Source organism: Paenibacillus sp. FSL R7-0333 (assembly GCF_038000365.1).
GTDB lineage: Bacteria > Bacillota > Bacilli > Paenibacillales > Paenibacillaceae > Paenibacillus_AQ > Paenibacillus_AQ silagei.
Genome location: NZ_JBBOBZ010000001.1, coordinates 5,784,480 through 5,801,027, shown reverse-complemented (window position 1 = coordinate 5,801,027; position 16,548 = coordinate 5,784,480). Strand labels below are relative to the sequence as shown.

13 protein-coding genes and 1 tRNA gene are annotated in these 16,548 nt (G+C 56.1%); 9 read left to right on the top strand and 5 right to left on the bottom strand.

Features of this window, described 5'->3' with window-relative positions:
* The first annotated feature begins 36 nt into the window (after positions 1 to 36).
* Positions 37 to 1,422: an exosporium glycoprotein BclB-related protein gene (locus tag MKY86_RS24470; RefSeq protein ID WP_076086510.1), complete on the top strand. Its 1,386-nt coding sequence runs from the start codon at positions 37 to 39 to the stop codon at positions 1,420 to 1,422.
* Between the two features lie 357 nt (positions 1,423 to 1,779).
* On the opposite strand, the gene MKY86_RS24465 is transcribed toward MKY86_RS24470, so the two are convergent.
* From MKY86_RS24465 to MKY86_RS24450, 4 genes are all read right to left on the bottom strand, one after another.
* Positions 1,780 to 5,124: a DEAD/DEAH box helicase gene (locus MKY86_RS24465; protein WP_076086507.1), complete on the bottom strand. Its 3,345-nt coding sequence runs from the start codon at positions 5,122 to 5,124 to the stop codon at positions 1,780 to 1,782.
* Positions 5,125 to 5,189: 65 nt separating this feature from the next.
* Positions 5,190 to 5,876 (bottom strand): TetR/AcrR family transcriptional regulator, encoded by a 687-nt coding sequence (locus MKY86_RS24460; protein WP_076086504.1) that lies wholly within the window; start codon positions 5,874 to 5,876, stop codon positions 5,190 to 5,192.
* A 57-nt stretch (positions 5,877 to 5,933) separates the two neighbouring features.
* Positions 5,934 to 6,971, bottom strand: a complete 1,038-nt coding sequence (locus tag MKY86_RS24455) for an ABC transporter permease (protein ID WP_076086501.1) — start codon at positions 6,969 to 6,971, stop codon at positions 5,934 to 5,936.
* Entirely contained in the window at positions 6,968 to 7,699 is a 732-nt protein-coding gene (locus MKY86_RS24450; protein ID WP_076086498.1) for an ABC transporter ATP-binding protein, read from the bottom strand. The genes MKY86_RS24455 and MKY86_RS24450 overlap by 4 nt, the downstream gene beginning before the upstream one ends.
* Before the next feature lie 184 nt (positions 7,700 to 7,883).
* Between MKY86_RS24450 and MKY86_RS24445 the strand changes: the two genes are divergently transcribed.
* From MKY86_RS24445 to MKY86_RS24415, 7 genes are all read left to right on the top strand, one after another.
* On the top strand, positions 7,884 to 8,327 hold the full coding sequence (locus MKY86_RS24445; RefSeq protein ID WP_076086495.1) for a hypothetical protein: 444 nt from the start codon (positions 7,884 to 7,886) through the stop codon (positions 8,325 to 8,327).
* 171 nt (positions 8,328 to 8,498) lie between these two features.
* Entirely contained in the window at positions 8,499 to 9,932 is a 1,434-nt protein-coding gene (locus MKY86_RS24440) for a stalk domain-containing protein (RefSeq protein ID WP_076086492.1), read from the top strand.
* Between the two features lie 44 nt (positions 9,933 to 9,976).
* Entirely contained in the window at positions 9,977 to 10,840 is an 864-nt protein-coding gene (locus MKY86_RS24435; RefSeq protein ID WP_076086489.1) for a phosphate ABC transporter substrate-binding protein, read from the top strand.
* A 90-nt stretch (positions 10,841 to 10,930) separates the two neighbouring features.
* Positions 10,931 to 11,875, top strand: coding sequence for a phosphate ABC transporter permease subunit PstC (pstC, locus tag MKY86_RS24430; RefSeq protein WP_036726035.1), 945 nt, complete (start codon positions 10,931 to 10,933; stop codon positions 11,873 to 11,875).
* On the top strand, positions 11,875 to 12,756 hold the full coding sequence (pstA, locus tag MKY86_RS24425; protein ID WP_076086486.1) for a phosphate ABC transporter permease PstA: 882 nt from the start codon (positions 11,875 to 11,877) through the stop codon (positions 12,754 to 12,756). Before pstC ends, pstA begins: the two co-directional genes overlap by 1 nt.
* Positions 12,757 to 13,004: 248 nt before the next feature.
* Entirely contained in the window at positions 13,005 to 13,811 is an 807-nt protein-coding gene (locus MKY86_RS24420; protein ID WP_340827547.1) for an RQC-minor-1 family DNA-binding protein, read from the top strand.
* Complete coding sequence (locus tag MKY86_RS24415; RefSeq protein WP_076086483.1) at positions 13,804 to 14,190, top strand: hypothetical protein; 387 nt, start codon at positions 13,804 to 13,806, stop codon at positions 14,188 to 14,190. The genes MKY86_RS24420 and MKY86_RS24415 overlap by 8 nt, the downstream gene beginning before the upstream one ends.
* A 1,173-nt stretch (positions 14,191 to 15,363) precedes the next feature.
* On the opposite strand, the gene MKY86_RS24410 is transcribed toward MKY86_RS24415, so the two are convergent.
* Positions 15,364 to 15,437: transfer RNA gene (locus tag MKY86_RS24410), tRNA-Arg, on the bottom strand.
* A gap of 153 nt (positions 15,438 to 15,590) precedes the next feature.
* Here MKY86_RS24410 and MKY86_RS24405 point away from each other — a divergent pair.
* Positions 15,591 to 16,520: a hypothetical protein gene (locus MKY86_RS24405; protein ID WP_076079371.1), complete on the top strand. Its 930-nt coding sequence runs from the start codon at positions 15,591 to 15,593 to the stop codon at positions 16,518 to 16,520.
* Positions 16,521 to 16,548: the final 28 nt, after the last annotated feature.

Below are 16,548 nucleotides of genomic sequence, written 5' to 3'. Positions count from 1 at the left end.
CGTTAAAAATGATTATAAACAGGAGGACTGAACACAATGACCTTTTTATCCACGGGACCCATAGAAAATAATAGGGTTAACGGAGTGAGACCAACTACCCAGGTTACGGTAAGGATTGATAACCGCAGCGAAACTACTGCCTCAACAATAACAGTTAAAGGTTATTATTTGAGCGGCGGAGTGAGAAATCTGTATGTCAGCGAGGCGAATAATGTTAACCCGAATCAGTCGGTAACTAAAACCTATTATGCCGATCTGGACGCTTTTGAATTTACATTTGTGACATCTGTGACTGCGGATGACCCAATCCAGGTATCGGTCTGGGGCAAGAGCAGTACCGGTGCGCTGGTTACTGCTCACCGCCTGGTCTCAGAAGAATTGCTAGGGGAAGGTTCCGGCACTGCCGGAACCACCGGTCCGGCAGGAGCAACAGGTCCAGCAGGTCCAGCAGGTCCGGCAGGAGCAACAGGTCCTGCTGGTTCTGGCGGCGGAGATACCGGAGCAACCGGAGCTACAGGGGCCACAGGTCTGACTGGGGCTACAGGGGCTACAGGCAATCCGGGTGAGACCGGGGCTAAAGGAGCTACGGGCGCTGGAGGCGGAGCAGTCGGTGATACCGGTATGACCGGAGTTACAGGAGTAACAGGCGCAGGCGAAACTGGAGCGACCGGTGAGACCGGTATGACCGGAGCTACAGGCGTGACAGGTGTGACAGGTGCTGGTGAAACTGGAGCGACCGGTGAGACCGGTATGACAGGAATAACAGGGCCGACTGGTGTGACAGGAGCAGGTGAGACTGGAGCGACAGGCGAGACCGGCATGACAGGAATAACAGGGCCGACCGGTGTGACAGGAGCAGGTGAGACTGGGCCGACCGGCATGACCGGAGCTACAGGCTCAGGGGCAATTATCCCTTATGCATCCGGGATTCCTGCAGAAATGACGACTGTCGTGGGAGGAGTGAACAATACCTCCAGTCTGGTGGGCTTCGGCAACACCGTGACAGGTGTCGCAGGCGTGCCAGCCGGAACCATTGATCTGACTGGTTCGGCGGGCACAATGCTCAATGTTGCCTTCTCTGTGCCCCACGATGGCACCATAACTTCGCTGGCAGCTTATTTCAGCACATCGGATACAGTCGCACTCACAGGATCTACAATGACTGTAACGGCACAATTGTATCAATCGGTTACTCCGAATAATGCGTTCACCCCTATTACCGGAGCGTTGGTCACGTTAGCCCCTGCGTTGACAGGTCCTGTTACCCTAGGTACGATCAGCAGTGGATTAACTGCAGGGCTGTCAATACCGGTAACTGCCGGAACCCGTCTGCTGATGGTCTTCTCTGCTGCAAATACAGGTGGAACAGATGCAGCGGTAACTATTCCTGGTTATGCCAGTGCAGGACTTACCATCGTCTAATTCAGTAGCGGTATGCCATAGGATATAAAGAACAGGGACCTCCCGAGCGTGATCGCTTAGGAGAGTCCCTGTTGCCTTTCGAGGTGATTGCACTTTGTGCAATAGAAACCGTACTTTTCCGCTCAGAAAAGCATTCTATTGCACTTCATACACTTGATTCCCGGATTTCTGCTCAAAAACAGCGTTGACCCGAAATTCTAGTGTACGAAGTACAGCAGGTTCAATTTCTCAACGATTTTGGAAGTGTTCTGTTGCACAAAGTACAGCAGAGCTGAGGAAGGGTTGAGCAGCATGCATTAATTCACCAGCCTCAGGCTGCGTTGGCATGAGTACCAACCTGCCACAGACACTGGCAGGTCAGATCGACAAGATCTCACGTATATCATGCTCGCTGAGGCTCGACAACGCCTCCTGCCCCGGCTGGATCACCTCGTCAATCAGGTTTTTCTTTTTCTGCTGCAGCTCGTACATTTTATCCTCCACCGTACCCTGGGCGACCAGGCGGATGACCTGGACGATCTTTTTCTGCCCGATCCGGTGGGCGCGGTCGGCGGCCTGCTGTTCGACCGCAGGGTTCCACCACAGGTCATAGAGAATGACCGTATCGGCGCCGGTCAGGTTGAGGCCGGTGCCGCCCGCCTTCAGTGAGATCAGGAACAGGTCGCGCTCGCCTTCATTGAAGCGGCTGCACAGCTCAACCCGCTGGGAGGCCGGGGTCTGTCCATCCAGATAGAAATGCGGAATCCCGAGCAGCGCCAGCTCGCGCCCGATCATACCGAGCATCTGCGTGAACTGCGAGAAGATCAGCATCCGCTTGCCGGAGCTGCGGCATTCGTCGATGATCTCCAGCAGCTGCTCGAATTTGCCGGAGCCTCCGGTATATCCGTCCACGAACAGGGCGGGATGGCAGCACAGCTGGCGAAGCCGGGTCAGTCCGGCCAGCACCTTGAGCCGGCCGTTCCCGAAGCTGTCGCTGTCCAGATGCTTAAGCGCTTCTTTGCGCAATCTGGCCAGGTAGGCGACATAGAGCCTTTTCTGCTCCGGCAGCAGCTCGGAGGCCTGGAGGGACTCGATTTTGTCCGGCAGCTCCTTCAGCACATCGCTCTTCAGGCGGCGCAGCAGGAAGGGGCGGGCGCGCCTGGCGACCGTCTCCCGGGGAAGGTCATGGAACGCCTTCTTCCCGGGGAACAGGCCGGGGAAAACGACGCTGAAGATCGACCACAGGTCCTCCAGTGCATTCTCCACCGGTGTACCGGTCAGCGCAAAGCGGTAGCGGGCCTGAAGCAATCTGACCGCCTGCGCGGTCTGGGTCTCATGATTCTTAATCATCTGCGCTTCATCCAGAATGAGCGTATGGAACGACTGCTTGGCATACTCATCCACATCTCTGCGCAGCAGCGGGTACGAGGTGATGATGACATCATGCCCGGCCGTGTTCCGCAGGGCCCGGCTGCGTTCACCGGCGGTGCCGTCGGCAATGACCGCCTGAAGCTCCGGGGCAAAGCGCTTCAGCTCGTTAAGCCAGTTATAGAGCAGGGAGGCCGGCGCCACAATAAGCGCAGGCACGCCGCTCTGCCGGATGTCTTCCCGCATCGAGAGCAGGAAGGTGATGCTCTGCAGTGTTTTGCCAAGGCCCATATCGTCCGCCAGAATCCCGCCGAAGCGGTAATGGGCCAGCGTCCTCATCCACTGGAAGCCGTACTGCTGGTAATCCCGCAGCACGGGAGCCAGACTCTCCGGCACTGGGAAGTCCAGATTCTCGGGACTCGCCATGTTGGCCAGCAGCCGCCTGAAGGAGCGTCCGGTCTGGATGGTCTGCCCCTGGACGGTGCCTGCATGGAGATGAAGGGCGCGGACCAGCGGCAGGGAGAACTCGGTACTCCGGATATCCACGCTGCGGACGCCCAGCTCGTTCATCAGCGCGATAATCTCCTGGAACTCAGCGGTATCCAGCGGGAGCAGGGCTCCGTCCTTGAGCCGGTGATATTTACGCTTTTCCTGGAGAGATTTCAGGACCTCTGTAATGTCCTTCTCCGTAATGCCCTCCATGGCGAACTTGAAGTCCAGCCAGTCGGTCTTCTCGTTCCAGCTCAGGCTGACCTTGGGCGCTGCATGCTCCGTAAGCACCCGCTGCTTGACCGCAGTGGTCGCATAGACCTGAAGCAGCGGTTCCAAGAGCGGGATGGTATGGTGCAGGAAGTCGAATTCCCCGTCCTCGTCACGCATGATATATCCGCTCTCGGTCCGCGAGAAGGACTCATGCGCCATCAGGTCCAGAATCCGCCGCTCCGCTTCCCCGTCCCGCATCAGTATGACCTCGCTGCTCCGCTCATGCGCCTTCTCCTCCAGCGGATTGATGACGATCCCGCCGTACTGGAATTCCAGCCCGGCCAACAGCCGGTCCCTTACCCGGTCCAGGTAGAGTCTGGCGTGTAGCCGGGTCTGGACGATCCGGTCCGCGATGGCGTCGGCAATGCTTACCCTGCCAAGCTTCTTCAGTCCGGGAATGACCGTCTCCATGAAGGGCTCCATCTGCTCAGGTGCAATCGCCAGGCTATCCCGCCGGCTGCCGCTGAGCATCCGCTTCAGCTCGGAGAGACGCCCGCATTCCTGCGCCGGGAGCTTCAGCAGCCTGCCTTCGGTCAAGACCAGCCCGTAGCTCTCCAGAATCGTAAGCTGCTCAAGCCCCCGGACGTCCAGCCGGTAGCCTTCCTCCTGTGCTTGATCGAATTGGAAGCTGAGCGGCAGCGGCTCCTCCGAGAGGGACAAGCGGTCCAGCAGAAGCTGTCCATGCTGAAGACGTACGGCAGGTGCTGCTTCTAGCAGGGGGTACAGACTCTTCCAGAAAAAAGGGGCCACCGGCAACAGCCGGTCATTTCCCGGATGGCTGGAGCCGGTAGCATACGGATTGTTGAGGCTGTTGTAGACCTTCTCATTCTGCATGATCTCAATCAGCTTCAGCAGGACCTCATTATCTTCCTTGGAGAAGCTGTGCAGGGCGGGATCATAGCTGAAGTGCGCTGTGAACTCAAAAGGCTTGCCCCGGCGAACCTGCTCCAGAAAAGGTCTGATCTTCTGCGCGATATAGAGGCGCTTGGGGCCCAGCTTCACTTCGATTCCAAGCATCGTGCTGTTGTAGCCGATGTTGAAGGGCCGGCAGATGAACTCGACCTGGAGCGGTGTCCGCAGGTCGATATACGTGCCGGCACCGCTTGGCAGCTGCCGCCCTCCGGTGAATATTCCGAGCATGCTGTTCACCAGCTGCCGGTCTGCGCTGCGCTCCCTGTGCTCTGCCCCGGAGAGGGGAGAGCTGCCTTGCACGAGCGGCAGACTGCCGTCCCTTGCGGGATAAATCTCCTCCGCATCTGCCTGAATATCCGCCGCCTGGTCAGCTCCGGCAGCCCGGCTGCGGTAGAGGACCGCCACCAGCGCCGCCGCAATATGCTTGCAGAAGGGGCCGCCGTGATAGTAAGCCGGGCAGGTGCATTCCCCCTGCACATCCCCGTCACTGTCGATAATCAGCGCGATCTCATGGCTCTCCAGCCCATGGACCTCAGCGCGGTATTTGGAATATTCGTCTTCCTCGTTATGCTCCGTATAGACAAGATCCACCTTATGGGCATGATAATAAGCCACTCCCTGGTCAAAAGCAGCATTGCCGCACAGCAGCTTGATTACCCGTTCCGGCACCTGATAACCCACGTATACTCACTTCCTTTTATTGCTTCTATCTAAGCCACCCCCACGGGGGATATCGTACTTAAAGATTATCCATTCCCGCCGATCCCGTGCAGAATGAAGCTTATCGTCTGTTCAATCTCTGCCTCATCATTCCAGTCCTGCTCCGGCATCAGCACCAGCCGGGTCAGCAGGTATCCGGCAATCGCGGAGATGGTAAAGCGGATAATCGCAGGAGTGGGCGCATCAATCACTTCACCTTCCGCCTTGAAGTGCTCGGTAATTGCAGTGACACGCGCCAGAACCTGCTCGAAGATATTCTCGGTCAGCTGCTCCTTCAGCGCAGGCTGGAAGGGGATCTCCTGAATGAGAATTTTGACGATTTTCAGATTCCTGCGGACGAACTCCAGCCGGTTCACCATGAAGGCCTTAAGGAAGGCTTCGTAGCTCTCGAACGGCACATCCAGTACACCGCTGAAGTTGCGCAGCACGAACGGGGCGATCATCCGGCTCATGGTGGGCACAACGATGGCGAGCAGCAGATCTTTTTTGGTCCGGTAATAACGGAAGATCGTGCCTTCGGCCACGCCAGCCTTCTGGGCAATCTCGCTAGTGGCGGCTGCCGAGAATCCCTTCTCTGCAAAAACATCAATCGCCGCCCGCAGAATGGACAGCTGCTTGGGCGTGACCTGCTCCTTCTCGCTGAGGTCCAGCAGTTCATGGACCCACTGGTCTTGCTCCAGCTGCCCCTGATCGGCAGCAGGGTTATTCTCCATCAATAGAACCTCCAGACTCTTGCAGTTCCTCCTAGTGTACCATAGCCTGTTCACCCTTTACATTCTGCGGTGCTTGCGCAGAGCCAGTACATTCAGCAGCATGAACAGCAGGGAGAAGCCGATCAGCATGAACACATCCCCTGCGATATCACTCCAGCCTCTGCCGCGCAGCATGATGTCCATCAGCGCCTGTGAACCGTAGTACATGGGAGTGGCAAGTCCAATCCGCTGGAGCCAGAGCGGCAGGGTATCCAGCGGAAATAATCCGCTCAGGAAGATCTGCGGCACAATGACCAGGGGGATGAACTGGATCATCTGCAGCTCATTGGCGGCGAATGCCGAGAGCAGGGTGCCGAGGGTCAGCGCAGACATGGACAGCAGCAGCGTCATCAGCAGCACGTAACCGAAGCTGCCTGTCATCATAATCCCCAGCACCTGGATGGAGAACCAGGAGATCAGCAGAGCCTGGAAGACCGTGAAGAGGCCGAAGCCGCACACATATCCGGTGACGATCTCCCAGCGCTTCAGCGGGGTGGAGAGCAGACGCTCCAGTGTGCCCGTAGTCCGTTCGCGCAGGAAGGAGACACCGGCAATCAGGAAGACAAAGAAGAACACGAATACCCCGATCATAATCGGGCCGAAGCGGTCGATCGTCTTCATATCCTCCGCGCCATAGAGATAGCTGATCTGCGGCTGGAGCTGCCCGCCACCCGGAGCTTGCGGCCGGAGGCTCTGCGCAGCTTCCTGGAGCGCCATGATCACAGCGCGGTTAGCTGCCGGATTGCTGCCTTCAAGGACAACAGCAGGAGCGTCTCCCTTCATTGTAAGGAGAGCATCGATGGCTCCCGCCTTCAGGGCGGCCTGCCCGGATGCTTCATCGGCATAGCTGGTAACCTCAGCCTGCCGGGTTTTCAGTGCTGAACTGAACACTGCCGTATCCCCCGAGACGCCGATTCTAGGCTCATAAGCATCGCTGCCGAACACCAGGCTCATCAGGCTAAGCACCAGCAGGGGAGCGATGAACATCAGCGCCATGGTTCTCCGGTCATGGATGAACTGCTGCAGAATTCTCAGGGTAATCGCCCGGATTCTCATCGGCGTACACCTCCATAGCAGAGGAAGGCTTCTTCAATGCTGGCGGTGTCGGTAGCCTGAAGCAGTCCGGCCGGGGTATCAGCCGCCAGCAGCACGCCGTCCCGGATCATCGCCAGCCGGTCACATTTCTCCGCCTCATCCATCACATGTGTGGTCAGCACAATCGTCGTTCCCTTGCGGTTCAGCGCCTTCAGCTCCTTCCAGATGGACTGGCGCAGCACCGGATCGATGCCGACCGTCGGTTCATCCAGCAGCAGCAGCGGCGGCTCATGCAGCAGGGCAATCGCCAGGGACAGCCGGCGCTTCATACCGCCGGAATATTGGTCCACCCGCTTCCGCAGATGCTCCTGCAGATTCACCAGCTCCATCACATCCCCGATCCGCCGCGTGCGGTTGCCGCCCTTCAGTCCATAGAGCGCGGCGAAGAACTCCAGATTCTCCTTGGCGCTAAGCTCGGTATACAAGGCATCCGACTGGGCCATATATCCGATTTGCTGGAGCATGGCAAGCTTCGGCATCCGCACCCCCAGCACGGTGACCTCACCGGAGGTTACCTCGTCTATACCTGTAAGCAGCTTGACCAGCGTGGTTTTGCCGGAGCCGGATGGCCCCAGAATCCCGAAGGTCTCTGCCTGATTCACCTGAAGCGTAATATCCTTCAACACCGTTTTATTGCCAAAAGCCCGGTTCACATGAGTAATCGCAATGACAGGCTTCCCCTCATCCATACCAATCTCCTCCATCCGCCATAATAATGAGTGAGTGCTCACTCATTATACTAATGATTCCCTGCTCAAAAGTAAATAAAATTGTAAGGATTATCCGTTACTCCTGCTCTTTATCCGGGTAATAAAAGGAACATCCTATGGTTACCGGCATCCTGAAACCCAATTCACTAAAGGCGGTGGAATTATGGCAGGACATAAGCTGCTCCTTCCTCTGGCAGCTCTGCTGGCTGCGGCTGGACTTAGCGGCTGCGGCGATGCGGACAAGTCTGGCAGTGGCGGACGGTTTCATACCTTGGCAGACGAGAAGACGGAGGCAAGGCAATATTTGCCGGAGGATCTGCCGATTCCCGAAGGGGCAGGCATTACTTTTACCCAAGGTGAACAGTCAGAGGGGAAGAAATCCTCCATGCTGATCTATCAGACGAAGGAGAGTATGGCCGCTCTTGGAACTACATATCAGAAGTATGTAAGAGAGAAGGAGCTGGAACTCGGTACAGAGATTGTCGACAGCCATAACCTGCTGATTAACGGCAAAGTGAACGGCTCTTATTCGTATTCTATTATTGGCAGTCCCTCGGAATCAAAGCGCGGCGGGAACGAGATTATCGTGACGTGGATTGTGAATTAACACAGGATTTACAATAGGCCGGTCCGGGAGGGTTCCCGGGCGGGTCTTCTTTGGTTTGGGCTTGTAATTATTTTTACAGTTAATATTTCCATAACATTCCTGCGCAACAGAATTGACACTCGTAGACGAAAATAACATTAGCAGTTACCTATAGGAAAAGGGTGAATCTAATTGAAGAATAGTAAATGGATCGGCGCGGCTCTGGCTTCTGCACTTCTCGTAACAGGGGGAGCTGTTAGTGTTCTGGCCACAAGCAGCCAAGTAAGTGCCGCAGCTGTGAACACAGCAGCCGTAGAGGGCAGCATGTCCTGGAGCATCAACGGTACGCCGGTTACACTCAGCACAATTAACAGCGGCGGATACAAGCTCTATTCATTGAGCCAGGTAGCCGCAGAGCTGGGAGCAGGACTTGTGCACGGCAGCAGCGGAATCCAGCTGAATGACAGCAAAGGTCTACATAGTGTGCAGCTCCAGCCTGGCGTGAAAAGCTATCAGGTGGATGGCGAAACCCTGGAATTCACAGTGGCCCCGGTTGTACGTAACGGCAAAACCTATGTGGAGCTGACGAAGCTGGTTACGGCGCTTGGCGGTGAGCTTGCGGCCGATGCCCATACGATTCTGAGCTTTGCCCGGCCCGCAGGTTCATTTGATACCCTTCACTGGAGCGCTGACGGCAGCCTGATTGCGAACAGAAGCGACGCTGAATCCTCCCTGCTCTATAAATTCACCCAGACTCCAGGCAACTATGATCTGTTCTCTTCCAGCGAAGGCGCGGTGGATTTCGCAGTCTCCGCCGACCAGCAGTGGGGCGCATTCAGCGATGAGACCGGCCAGCTGAAGCTGATCAACCTATCCACCGGCTTAATCAGTCCGCTCGGCAAGGACACCAGCGTGAAGACAGATATCGTGTGGTCCAGTGACGGCAAGACGCTCTATTTCGTCCAGGGCGACAAGCAGGAGAAGCTGGCACAGATTTCAGTAGAGACCGGAGAGATCAAGGCTCTGCTTGAAGATAAAGTGGAGAACAAATCGGAGCTTCGCATATCGGCAGACGGCAAAAGTGCAGTGTACATCGTCAACATCACCGGTACCGCGAAGAATGATGCCGACAGCACAGAAGATTCACTTACCGTAGACTTCAGCAAGGCCGGAGAACAGCTCTATAAGCTGGATCTTACGACCAAAGGTGCTAAGCCGGCAGCCTTGACTACTACGCCTGACAACAAGCTGTATCCTGAGATTCTGGCTGGCGGCAGCGTGACCTACCTGAGTGCAGATGCAGACGGCAATGCGGCTAACACACTGAAGCTGATTGCAGCAGACGGTAAAAGCACAGATGTCGCCCTCGGTGCAGAAGCGAACTGGTCTATAGGGGTTAGCACGGGCCTCGTTGTCTCCGGGACTACAGCGGACGGCAACACGGTAATTTACTCTATTGCAGGCAGTGCAGCTCCGGTTGAACTGTACCGGACAGCTGAAGATGTATCGGAAGTGGCGGTATCGGCAGACGGCAGCAAGCTGGCTATTATCAGCGACGGCAAGGTACTGGTCATTCAGAACGGCAAAGCGCTGCAATTGTCAGTCTCACCGGAAGCTGCTAATTAATTACAACATTTATCGGCGCACACCGCCGGGAGGAGAATTCAGACATGAAGATGTTCAAAAAATTCACAGTTACAGCACTTACCGCGGTGATCGCGGTTACCGCATCCTTTGCAGGGGCAGCCGCAGCAGCGGACAGCCTCAAAGGTAAAATCACCGTTAACGGTTCTACGGCCCTGCTTCCGCTGACGCTGCAGGCCGCTAAGGAATTCCAGAAGCTTCACCCTAAAGTGAAGATTGCCGCTTCCGGCAAGGGCTCCGTGACTGGACCGCAGGCCGTGAAGAAGGGGATTGCCGATATCGGAGCCTGCGACTGGGATGCCAGCATTGATGTTCCGGGCTTCAAGGCCTTTGACGGACAGGTGGCGAACAAGGTCGCGGTGATTCCTTTTGCAACCATTGTTAATAAGAATGTCGGAGTCGACAACCTGACTACAGAGCAGCTTAAAGGCATCTACGCCGGTAAAATCACCAACTGGAAAGAGGTCGGCGGATCGGACGCGAATATCGTAGTGATCACCCGTGCCTTCGGCTCCGGTACCCGCGTGAACTATCAGGCCAAGGCGCTGGGCGGCGGAGATATCGTGAAGAAAGAGAAGAACTACAAGGAAACCGGCTCCAGCGGCGACATGAAAACAGCTGTAGGTACAACGCCTAACGCTATCGGCTACATCGACCTTGTCTATGTAACCGGCAATGATATCAAGGCTGTAAAGTTCAATGGTGTGGAAGCTACTACGGATAACGTGATCAACGGCTCGTACAAGATCTGGGCCTACGGCTACTACATGACGAAGGGCCAGCCGACCGGCGCGACCAAAGAATTCATCGAATATGTACAGAGCAAGAAGTTCCAGCAGGGCTCGCTTAAGAAGCTCAAGTTCATTCCAATCTCTGCGATGCAATCCTAAGATCCTTGAACCAAACAAGCATAATAGATTGATAGGTAACAGCGGCCAGCTCCGGGAACTACGGGGTTGGCCTCTTACAGGAGGGAAAGTATGGGGGCACCGGTTCATAGCCTGAGCGCTAAGGCACAGACAAGCCTAGAGGAAGTTAAACGTAACACCAAGCGGCACCGCAGACATCTGCTGGGCAACAGCATCTCCCGTTATTATTTCTTATTCAGCATCCTTGCGCTCTGTCTTGTGCTGGGACTAGTTATTGTATTCATCGGCAAAACGGCGCTGCTGCTCTTCACCCGCATCTCCCCGCAGGACTTCTTCTTCTCGTTCAACTGGACGCCGGAAGAGGATGCCTTCGGCGCCGCCGCCTTCATCGTAAATACATTGTCGCTTACCGCGCTGACCCTGGTCATTGCCGTGCCCATCTCGGTCGGGATGGCTGTACTCTGTGCGGAGATTGCCCCGAATTGGCTGAAGAGCTTTATCCGTCCGGTGCTTGATCTGCTGGTCGGTATTCCTTCTATTGTATACGGCTATCTGGGCTTGACCGTGCTGCTGCCCTTCCTGCGCAGAGTCAGTGGAGAAGGTCTCGGGGACGGGCTGCTTGCCGCCGCACTCGTGCTGGCATTGATGGTACTGCCGACCATCTGCCGGATCAGCGATGATGCGATTGTCTCTGTTCCGCGCAAATACCGTGACGCTGCCTATGCGCTCGGATCGACCCGGCTTCAGGTCATTATGCGCGTCGTTCTGCCCGCGGCCAGCCGGGGCATTATCTCGGCGGTCATTCTTGGCATGACCCGCGCAGTGGGGGAGACCATGGCGGTGGTGATGGTCATCGGCAATACGCCGCAGCTGGCGAAAAGCCTGTTCGCACCCACCTCGGTGCTGACCAGTAATATCGTGATGCAGATCTCCAACGTGGAGTTCGACTCCACCTGGAACTACTCCCTGCATATGATGGCCTTCCTGCTGCTGCTGATCTCGTTTGTACTAATTCTGATTATCCGGCTCCTGGGCCGCAAACGGAGGGATGCCTGATGAACGGATTCACGCGCACACGCCATACAGCCAGAGCCCAGCGGCGCAATAAACTGGCGACCATCGGCTTCTATACGCTGGGCGTTCTGGTCATGCTGCTGATCTTCTGGCTGCTGTTCACCATTCTAAGCAAAGGCTTGCCTTCGCTCAGACTGGACTTCCTGCTCAAGCAGCCGGAGGAGATCGATCCCGGCGGCGGGATTGGTCCCGTCCTGTTCAACTCCTTCTATATCCTGTTCATCTCGCTCCTGATCTCCGTTCCGATCGGGATCGGGGCAGGGATCTATATGGCGGAGTACGCGCCGGATAATGCCTTCACGGGTGCGCTGCGCATCTGCGTGGAATCCCTGTCCTCGGTGCCGTCCATCGTGTTCGGCCTGTTGGGCCTGGCGATCTTCGCCGAATATTTCGGCGTCGGCCTGACTATCCTCGGCGGGGGTGTCAGCCTGGCGCTGCTGAATCTGCCGATGCTGGCCCGCGTCACGGAGGAAGCAGTGCGAGCGGTCCCCGGCGAGATCCGAGAAGCCGGCTACGCCCTCGGCATGACGAAATTCCATGTCATCCGCAAGGTCGTCGTGCCGGTAGCCCTTCCGGCCATCGTCACAGGCGTCTGCCTGGTGGCCGGACGCGCCTTCGGGGAATCGGCGGTCATTATCCTGACCGCCGGGCTCAGCACATCCGGCGAGATGTGGGACTTCAACCTCTTCTCACCGGGCGAGACTCTGGCTGTGCATCTGTGGTACGTGCAGTCTGAGGCCATCGTCGAGGATGCGCGGCAAATCGCGGATAAGTCTGCCGCTGTGCTGGTCTTTGTCGTGCTGCTGATCAACTTTATGTTCCGCTTCCCGCTGTGGCTGGGCAACCGCCGCCGGGGACGCTGAGAGGGATGCGGATGCGCGGATTCACGCTATCGCTATAACCCTGTAAGAACAGGCTGCTCTGCTATGGACAATCCATGGCGGGCAGCCTGTTTGCTGTGTAATGGAGGGAGCTTAGGAGTGCTTAGGAAAGCGCTGTAATTCACCCTGAATTTCCTGTTTCCGGGTCTGGATATGTTATAATTCGGCTATAAAATAAGTGCAGGCTGGACTAGCCTGTGCCCATGATAAGGACAAGGAGGCAGAACGCTGTGAGTACGCAGAAGACCAACCGCAGTAAGCCGGGCCGGAAGCAGGCGCCCGTGTATCCCTTGAATACACCGCTGCCAAGACCGGAGCTGCTTGCCATTCTGCAGGCAGCTGATGAGATTATCGGCGCAGGAGGGCGTACGCTTTTGGCCAAGATCCTGAAGGGCTCGAAGGAGAAGAAGCTGCTCGAACTCGGCCTGGATCACACGCCCGCCTATGGCTTTTACCGCGAACTGACGATGGAGCAGACCATGGAGAAGGTGGACGTCCTCATAAAAGCCGGGTACCTGAAGACCGGGCTGTACGGGAAGCTTCCCATGATCGAGTTCACCGTCTACGGCTGGACCGTCCGGCGGGAACGGGTGGCGGAGGAGCTGCTGCGGGAGTGGGAGAAGTGGCTGGACCAAGGGATCACGCCGGTCAGTATGGAGTATCTGAAGGAACGGAACCGTGGCATGATTCTGTTGTTTCTGTTCAAAATCCTGTGTTCCGGTGACCGGAAATACATTCCTTTTTTACAGCAATGGGAGCCCATAGAGTTCAGGAAGGTACGGGCTGAGATCCGGCAGGTAATAGCAGAACTGAATGAGCGTGAACGGCTCGGGGAGATAGAGTGGCATGAGCTGCTGCGTGAACGTGCGCAATCGCTGATTGTACGTTCGCGAGATCCCGTTATACTTATGTGTCAGGAATGCGACGGTCCGTTTGTATTCGATCACCTTGATTTTAGCTGCTACCGGGCAGACGGCATTTATTTTCCGGAGAAGTGCGGGCGTTGCAGGAATACGGAGGACGGCATGCATGAATAGGCAGGAATTGAACAAGAAAGTGGGCGAAATTGTTAAGAAGCTCATTGCAGGAAAGGGCGTTGTCGCTCCGTTGGAAGTCTTCCTCAGACTTGGAGCAGTCAGTCCTGAACAGGTAGAAGAGTGGCGTCTGGGCAAAGTTCCTTATCTGGAACGGGTCCTTCGCGGCAACCTGTCGCAGTTCAACTTCATCCTCTCACTGATCCGTCAGAAGGCACGGGAGCATGAACTGAAGCCATCTCACACCGTTTATATGAAGTGGGGCAAGGGCCCCAAGCGTCCGCTTCGCTTCTCGAAGACCGGAGATCCAACGATGGAACAGCGTTATTCGACACATTATGTAATAACAAGCTCTGCGGATAGGCGTGATCCGCCGGAATAAGGGATCTCCAGTCCGCATAGTACGTGCACGGTTCGTTGTTACTCCGGCATCCTCCCCAGGTAGCCGGTTCAACGTGGACAACAAGGTGAACGAATAGAATGTAGCCACCAGCTGAGCTATCCGGACTGAGGGTACGCTATTCGTCGAAAAAACCAACTTTTCTGTCTTAAACGGACTCAGAGGACGTTAAACTGTGCATTCGAGCAGGAAATGCGGAGAAACAGGTTACTTAACGGCCATTGAGTCCGCATGGCCCTGCGGATAGGCGTGATCCGCCGGAATAAGGAATCTCCAGTCCGCATAGTACGTGCACGGTTCGCTGTTACTCCGGCATCCTCACCAGGTAGCCGGTTCAACGTGGACGACAAAGTGAACGAATAGAATGTAGCCACCAGCTGAGCTATGCGGACTGAGGGTACGCTATTCGCCGAAAAAACCAACTTTTCTGTCTTAAACGGACTCAGAGGACGTTAAACTGTGCATTCGAGCAGGAAATGCGGAGAAACAGGTTACTTAACGGCCACTGAGTCCGCATGGCCCTGCGGATAGGCGTGATCCGCCGGAATAAGGGATCTCCAGTCCGCATAGTACGTGCACGGTTCGCTGTTACTCCGGCATCCTCCCCAGGTAGCCGGTTCAACGTGGACAACAAAGTGAACGAATAGAATGTAGCCACCAGCTGAGCTATGCGGATTGAGGGTACGCTATTCGCCGAAAAAACTAACTTTTCTGTCTTAAACGGACTCAGAGGACGTTAAACTGTTCATTCGAGCAGAAAAAGCGGAGAACCGGGTTACTTAACGGCCCCTGAGTCCGCATGACCCTGCGGACAGGCGGGATCCGCCGGAATAAGGGATCTCCAGTCCGCATAGTACGTGCATGGTTCTTATTCCTCCACTACTAAAGAATGAGGGCGGGTCTGTGAAGTTCATTTCCCGCTCAAACAGCGGAGAGGACGGAACGACCCGCGGAAAAGCGATAGCGTTCGCCTTTGTCTCCGGATTTTTACCGATTAGGGAAATAAATAAAATCTGGAGACAACAGCGATTGTAACAACGGTCCGTTCGCGCAGCGTTCACCCAAGCGACAAAAGAACATCCCGCTCAAAATAAAAGGGGGTTCTCATCCCCCGGACGACAAAACAGCCCTCCCGAAGGAAGGCTGTTTCTATGACGTCCCGGAAGGGATTCGAACCCCTGACCGTGCGCTTAGAAGGCGCATGCTCTATCCAGCTGAGCTACCGGGACATGGACACTGACTTAAAAGCAAGCAAAAATTATGTTATCATACATAGTTAACTTTTTCAACTTGTTTTTTTGAAACCGGGCAGGGATATGCTATAATCTACAATTGATTAAGGTTCAGAAGCGATTACAGTTCGGAGAAAAGGAGGTGCCCTCATGAATCAATTCAATTCCCCCGCCAAAGAGAACATCGTGCTGTTTCCCAAGACCCTGGATTACTACCAGATTCAGCTCACAGTTATGCTGGAGAATGAACGTTACGGGGAAGCGATGGAGCTGCTGCGTTTTTTGCTGCAGTGCCAGGGACAGGAAGAGCGGCACTACGAGGAATGGCGGTCGCTGCTGGAATGGCTGGTGGCGGCCTTCCCCTACGCGGCGCAGGGCGGTGACGGGGACGATGCCCCGGATGCGGAGGAGATGGATCTGGGGGAAGAGGACATGGCCCGGATTCTGGCCAGATCCAAGCTGGAGGAGGATGCGGAGTACCCGGATAAGCTGCTGAAGCGGGTGATGAACGAACCGCTGTCTGAAGCGACAGTGCTGGCGCTGGAGCAGCTCTCCTACCTGGAGGGGAGCGGGGTGGATGAAGCGCTGACCGGCTGGCTGCAGCAGGCTGAGGTGCATCCGCTGCTGCAGTTCCGCACGCTGCAGACGCTGCGGCGCAGAGGGGCTCAGGGGGCAATCAGGCTGAGCCGGGGCCATGAGGCCGCTGAGGTGGAGATCGAGACCGTACCGCTGCAGAACGACGAGTTCCCGCCGCAGATCAGCCAGGTGCTGGAACGGGTGGCGGAGCAGGCGGAGGTGCATGAGCCGACGCTGTATTATTTTGCCCAGGAGCTGTGGGGGCAGTTCGTCATGTCCATCTACGGGACGGCGGATTACCGCAAGCTGCTGGACGGGGAGTATTCGCAGCTGGATATTTGGGCGGGGGCCCTGCACCAGATGGTGTCGGAGAGCCTGAACGGGAACCGCAAAGAAGAGGAAACACGGGGGATGTACGGCATCACCGATAGCATGCGCTTCCAATTTGAGGGGGCCTACCGTTCGCTCAGGGGATTCGTGAAGAGTTCTCTACTTGATAAATAAAGTAATGTTGTATATAATATAGTGGTTA

Bases quoted from the DNA above. Each gene is read 5' to 3' on its own strand.
- MKY86_RS24435 (WP_076086489.1), top strand. From the start codon at position 9,977: ATGAAGATGTTCAAAAAATTCACAGTTACAGCACTTACCGCGGTGATC.
- MKY86_RS24460 (WP_076086504.1), bottom strand. From the start codon at position 5,876: ATGGAGAATAACCCTGCTGCCGATCAGGGGCAGCTGGAGCAAGACCAG.
- MKY86_RS24455 (WP_076086501.1), bottom strand. From the start codon at position 6,971: ATGAGAATCCGGGCGATTACCCTGAGAATTCTGCAGCAGTTCATCCAT.
- MKY86_RS24450 (WP_076086498.1), bottom strand. From the start codon at position 7,699: ATGGATGAGGGGAAGCCTGTCATTGCGATTACTCATGTGAACCGGGCT.
- MKY86_RS24415 (WP_076086483.1), top strand. From the start codon at position 13,804: ATGAATAGGCAGGAATTGAACAAGAAAGTGGGCGAAATTGTTAAGAAG.
- MKY86_RS24470 (WP_076086510.1), top strand. From the start codon at position 37: ATGACCTTTTTATCCACGGGACCCATAGAAAATAATAGGGTTAACGGA.
- MKY86_RS24445 (WP_076086495.1), top strand. From the start codon at position 7,884: ATGGCAGGACATAAGCTGCTCCTTCCTCTGGCAGCTCTGCTGGCTGCG.
- pstC (WP_036726035.1), top strand. From the start codon at position 10,931: ATGGGGGCACCGGTTCATAGCCTGAGCGCTAAGGCACAGACAAGCCTA.
- pstA (WP_076086486.1), top strand. From the start codon at position 11,875: ATGAACGGATTCACGCGCACACGCCATACAGCCAGAGCCCAGCGGCGC.
- MKY86_RS24405 (WP_076079371.1), top strand. From the start codon at position 15,591: ATGAATCAATTCAATTCCCCCGCCAAAGAGAACATCGTGCTGTTTCCC.